At 66.8% G+C, this 4939-nt stretch carries 3 protein-coding genes; 2 read left to right on the forward strand and 1 reads right to left on the reverse strand.

What is annotated here, in order from left to right; all coding sequences use genetic code 11:
• Positions 1-302 precede the first annotated feature (302 nt).
• On the forward strand, positions 303-857 hold the full coding sequence (locus tag ACTIAO_RS17015; protein WP_087013718.1) for a universal stress protein: 555 nt from the start codon (positions 303-305) through the stop codon (positions 855-857).
• Between the two features lie 9 nt (positions 858-866).
• The gene (locus tag ACTIAO_RS17020) at positions 867-2330 is read left to right on the forward strand and encodes an MGDG synthase family glycosyltransferase (protein WP_087013715.1); all 1464 of its coding nucleotides are present in this window, start codon (positions 867-869) and stop codon (positions 2328-2330) included.
• Positions 2331-2356: 26 nt separating this feature from the next.
• Here the strand turns inward: ACTIAO_RS17020 and ACTIAO_RS17025 are convergent, their stop codons facing one another.
• The gene (locus tag ACTIAO_RS17025) at positions 2357-4633 is read right to left on the reverse strand and encodes a beta-glucosidase (protein ID WP_441907285.1); all 2277 of its coding nucleotides are present in this window, start codon (positions 4631-4633) and stop codon (positions 2357-2359) included.
• Between the last annotated feature and the right edge of the window lie 306 nt (positions 4634-4939).

Consider the following 4939-nt stretch of genomic DNA (forward strand, 5'->3'; position numbering starts at 1 on the left):
TCCGCAGCGAGCGCGGCCTATGCCGTGTTCAGGCGGCCTCCGGCAGTACACGATGCCTCCACCATCAGCTTGGCGTATGAGAACTTTCGGCCCGGCCTATCTGTCGGACGCGGCAGCATCCCCTCGACCAAGGACCACGAGCATCCGAGATCACCTGAACTCGCGACACGAAATGAATCTTAAGCCAGCCCTCAATCTGTGTCAGACACGCCCTAAGTCCCTCCTCCACATCCCCAACCGCGCACTGCCGGGACGGGACCTTGGACCTGGTGTCTGCGTCCTTTCCTCCTCATGCTTTAGGTATGACAGACACAAATATCTCTCCAGTCGCCCGCGTCGTTGTCGGTGTCGATGGCTCCGACTCTTCCCTTGAAGCGCTCCGCTATGCCGAGCGAATCGCTCCGCTCTTCGACGCCGCCATCGAGGCCGTGACCGCCTGGGAATTCCCCAATCTCTACTATCCAATCGACGGCTGGTCTCCGGAAGCGGATGCGGAGAAGATCCTGACTACGTCCATCCGCCAGGCGTTCACAGACTCACCTCCAGCGGGCCTGATCACGACGATCGTCCCGGGGTCGGCTGCGCACGCGTTGATCGAGCGAAGCAAGGGCGCGGATATGCTCGTTCTCGGCAGTCGCGGACACGGGGGTTTCGTCGGTCTCTTGCTCGGATCGGTGAGCACGGCCTGTGCACAACATGCGCACTGCCCCGTGCTGATCGTCCACCCCGCGGAGGGCCCTCCAGAGACGGCGCCGAGGCAAGCAATCACTCGTGAAGAAGATGCTCGAGGAGTCAGCCGCACACCTCGAGTGAGCACGTCGAGGGCGGGTAGGCCGGGACGTGATGCGGCCCGCTAGCATCTCTTCATGCGCAGACCGTCGGCACAAGGCCCCAAGACCGCTGAAGGGGAGCGCCTACTAATCCTGTCCGCAGGGGTGGGATCGGGGCACAATAGCGCCGCAGCGGCGGTGCAGAAGGCGTGTGCCGGGCGCGCGGACATTGCCGAGGTGCAGGTGCTGGATGTGCTGCAGGTGAGTAGCGCACTGTACCGCGACGTGCTGAGCAAGGGTTACTTCGCCCTGGTCGAGGACTTGCCATGGCTGATCGAGTGGGGTTACGACATCAGCGACCCACCGTTCCGGCGCCGTGGGCCGATCGATCCCTGGACACGGGCGAACGCCCTTCCGGTCGTCCGGGCGATCAAGAGATTCCGACCGACCGCGATCGTGTGCACACATTTCCTGCCTGCCCAGCTGATGGCGTCACTGCTTCTTCGCGGGTTTACTGACGCCAGGACCGCCGTCGTCACGACGGACTACGACTTCCAAGGCCTGTGGCTTACGGGCGCCTTCCACGCGCTCTTCGTGGCAAGGGAGGAAGGGAGGGTGGAACTGACCGCGCTCGGCCTGCCTCCCGACCGCATCGCGGCCACCGGCATCCCGATCAGCACTCAGGTGAACAACGCGCCCCCGCGCGACGCCAACGACCCTCCGGCTCTGCTGATCTCCGCGGGCGCGACTGGCGGCGACTACGCCGTCGCGGTCGTACGGCAGACGCTGCACATGCGCTCCCCGTTCACTGCCACGGTCGTGTGCGGACGCAACGACGGGCTACGGCAGCGCATCGAGCAGTTGGTGTCGACCGCTGACAACCGCTACCGCGTGCTCGGCTTCACCACGGAGATGCCGCAGCTGCTGCGCCGCGCCGACTTGTTCGTGGGCAAACCGGGCGGGTTGTCGGCGTCGGAGTGCATGGCCGCAGGGCTTCCCATGGTCCTAGTGAACCCCATCCCGGGGCAGGAGGTCCGCAATGGCGACTACCTGATGGAGCAGGGGGCAGCCGTCCGCTGCAATACCGCCGCCACGATCGGCTGGAAGATCGATGAGGTGTTGCGTGAGCCGGGCCGTCTGAAGCGGATGCGGGCTGCGGCGCAGAGTATCGGTCGCCCTGACGCCGCGTCAGACGTGCTGAGCGGTCTGCTTGACGGGCCGTCCCGTCCGCTGGTCGTGACCCGCGCGGCGCAGAAGACAATCCTCGCCGCGAGCGAGCAGCGCCTCGTCGCGACCGATCTGACGGGGCCCACCTCGCTGGTCCGCCTCATCGACGCGGCTGAGGGCAGCACAGTCGCGCTGCTGCGCGCTGAGGAGCTGGCTGATCTGCAGAAGCGGTACGCGACTCCGAACGGGGGCCTGGTGCTGCGGCGCGACCAAGCGGCCGTATCGTTCCGGTGGGAGGAGCGGCGTGTACTCCGCGCTATGCTGCGGGGCGATGGCGCGCTACCCGTTCGCGTCGAGGGGCTGTCGGCATCCTTTCCTATCCTTCCCGGGTGAACGCCGGTATCAAACCCATACCGGCCTCAGGTCGGCCGACCGTCCGAGGCGCTTTCCTCGTCGATCGATTTCTCAGCATGTCGCAACTGCCGTGCGTCCGCCCAGCTGGCTGGGCTGTGCTGGGCTGCGAGCACGGCCCAGTCGCCGGCGCGGGTGGACCAGCGCCGTGTCGCCGGATCGCGCTGCAGCGTGGGCCCCGCATCCAGGGTGATCCGCACTGTCGTCTCCACACCAGGCTGCAGCTTCACCTTCTGGAAGCCCAGCAGTTGAGCTACCGGCCTGCGGATTGACACGTCCGCGGCGTAGATCTGCACGACGGTCGAGCCCTCACGGTCGCCGGTGTTCGTTACGAGCACGTCCGCGCTGCCGCCTGAGTCGTCGAACCTGTGGTCCAGAAGCCGGTGCTCGATCGTCGTGTAACCCAGGCCGAATCCGAACGGGAACGCGGGCGCGTGTCCTTCGCCGTCGAGCCGGCGTTGGCCCCACTTGTCGTCGTAGATGACGGACTTCGCCGCGCGGTCGAACGATGGCAGATGCGCGGCATCCGTCGGCAGCACAAACGGCAGCCGTCCGCCGGGCTCTGCACCGCCGGTAAGTACGTTCGCGAGCGCACGGCCGCCCTCCATACCGCCGTACCAGGCGAGGAGAAGCGCTGGCACGCGGTCTCGCCACGCCTCTGTAAGGATCGCGCTGCCGCCGATCAGTACGACGATGGTCCGAGGATTGGCGGCAACGACCGTGCGGATGAGGCGCACATCGGAGGGGCGCAGGTTGAGCGAGCTGCGGTCGCCACCTCGGACGAAGCGCGACGCCAGGTGCGCGAGACCGATGAGCGGCCGACGGAGGAAACCCGAGCCAAACTCCCGACCGAGCACACCCACGTCGACGCCGCCGGTGACGACCGACTCGCCCTCGTCGTGCTGGTCCAGGCCGACGACCACGATCGCCGTCTCCGCCGCAGCCGCAACCGCGGCTGCGGCGCGTTCGTTCGTGCCGGAGGCGGTGGTGATCCGCACCGACGGCAGCGCCTCACGCAGCCCCCGCAGCGGCGAGACCGCGGAGGGAGGCCGCACGCGTGACGAGCCATGATCGCCAAGGTTCGCCCGTGGCGCGAGTCTTCCGATCACCGCGAGATGCCGGATGGTTGGAGCCAATGGCAGAAGCGGCGCCGCGCCAGAGGTTTCATTCTTGAGCAGCACGATCGACTCCTCCGCAACCTGGCGAGCAAGAGCCCGGTGTGCCGGGGAGGCGATGAGGGCGGCACTTGGCCTCGCCACCTCGCGGGTCGCTGCATGCAGCACGCCGGTGCGCAGGATGCGGCGCGCGGACCGCAGCACAGTCGCGCGGGCGACATCCCCGCGCCGCAGCGCGGTCGGCAGATCGCGGGCGCGAAGCAGTCGCAGCGGCATCTCCACGTCCATCCCCGCCTGAATGCTGACGACCGCGTCGTGGGTGCCGAACACCCAGTCGCTCGTCACGAACCCCGAGAAGCCCCACTCATTCCGCAATACACCGGTGAGCAGCGCGCGATTGACGTCCATGTACTCGCCCCGCACCCGGTTGTAGGAACTCATCACGGAGTCTGCGCCAGCTTCCAGGACGGCCTTGAAGTGCGGCAAGTACACCTCGTGCAGGGCGTGCTCGTCGACCGATACGTCGACCTCGAAGCGCTCATTCTCCATCGAGTTGAGCGCGAAGTGCTTGACGCATGCCATCGCGTGCACGCGTACGCCGCGGGTCAGGGCCGATCCCATCCGACCGGTGAGCACAGGATCCTCGCCATAGCACTCCTGCGCACGGCCCCACGCGGGGTGGCGAAGCAGGTTGACGCAGACGGAGGCGGAGTAGTTCGCACCCCGCGCCCTCGTCTCTAGACCGATCGCGAGGCCGACCCGCTCCTCCAACAACGGATCCCAGGTCGCGGCCCGCGCGATCGTCACAGGGAAGGCGGTGCAAGCACCGATAACGACGCCACGGGCACCATCACTGAACCGGATGCCCGGGATACCGAGCCGAGAGACGGCCCCGGCCACGAACGGCCGCCGACCGTGCAGAATCGGGATGAGCGGCAGCAGCAGCCTCGGGGAGTCGCCGTCGAGCAGCCCGAGCACCTCCTCAACAGTCATCTGGTCGATCAGTTGGTCCGCGGCCTCGTCCGCGTCGAGCTCGCCCGCCCGAACCGCTCGGACTGCCTCGCCGTACGCGTTGCCCTCCGTCGTCATCGTGTCGGTCGATGCCGCGCGTCTGCCGGCACGCCGCCCATATTGCGCTCGCGCAGCCCGACGCCCCGCATTCATCTCCATGCACTGAATTCTGCACCCTAAGCCCTGCGCGGCCGTACCGAGCAGCGTTGCTGTCCTTCGACCCCGCGGCCTCGAACGCTTTCGAGGCGAATGATGAAAATTCCGACAACTCGCGTGAGACAGATTGAGTTGTAGCACTAACTTGACTTCCGCGAGATTTCGGGGTCCCGTGTCTCACTTCACGACAACTCTCGTGAGATCGGACACCAGTAAAACACATGTCACGGATCGTCACCGCTGCTCGGCGGTGCAGAGCGGCGGGTGGATCAGCCTTCGACGATGGCGATCGCGTCGATCTCGACGAGC

It is taken from the genome of Microbacterium sp. (genome assembly GCF_052099035.1).
Lineage (GTDB): Bacteria > Actinomycetota > Actinomycetes > Actinomycetales > Microbacteriaceae > Microbacterium.

Excerpts from the sequence above, each read along its gene's own strand:
- ACTIAO_RS17025 (WP_441907285.1), bottom strand. The coding sequence starts at position 4,633 with ATGGAGATGAATGCGGGGCGTCGGGCTGCGCGAGCGCAATATGGGCGG.
- ACTIAO_RS17020 (WP_087013715.1), top strand. The coding sequence starts at position 867 with ATGCGCAGACCGTCGGCACAAGGCCCCAAGACCGCTGAAGGGGAGCGC.
- ACTIAO_RS17015 (WP_087013718.1), top strand. The coding sequence starts at position 303 with ATGACAGACACAAATATCTCTCCAGTCGCCCGCGTCGTTGTCGGTGTC.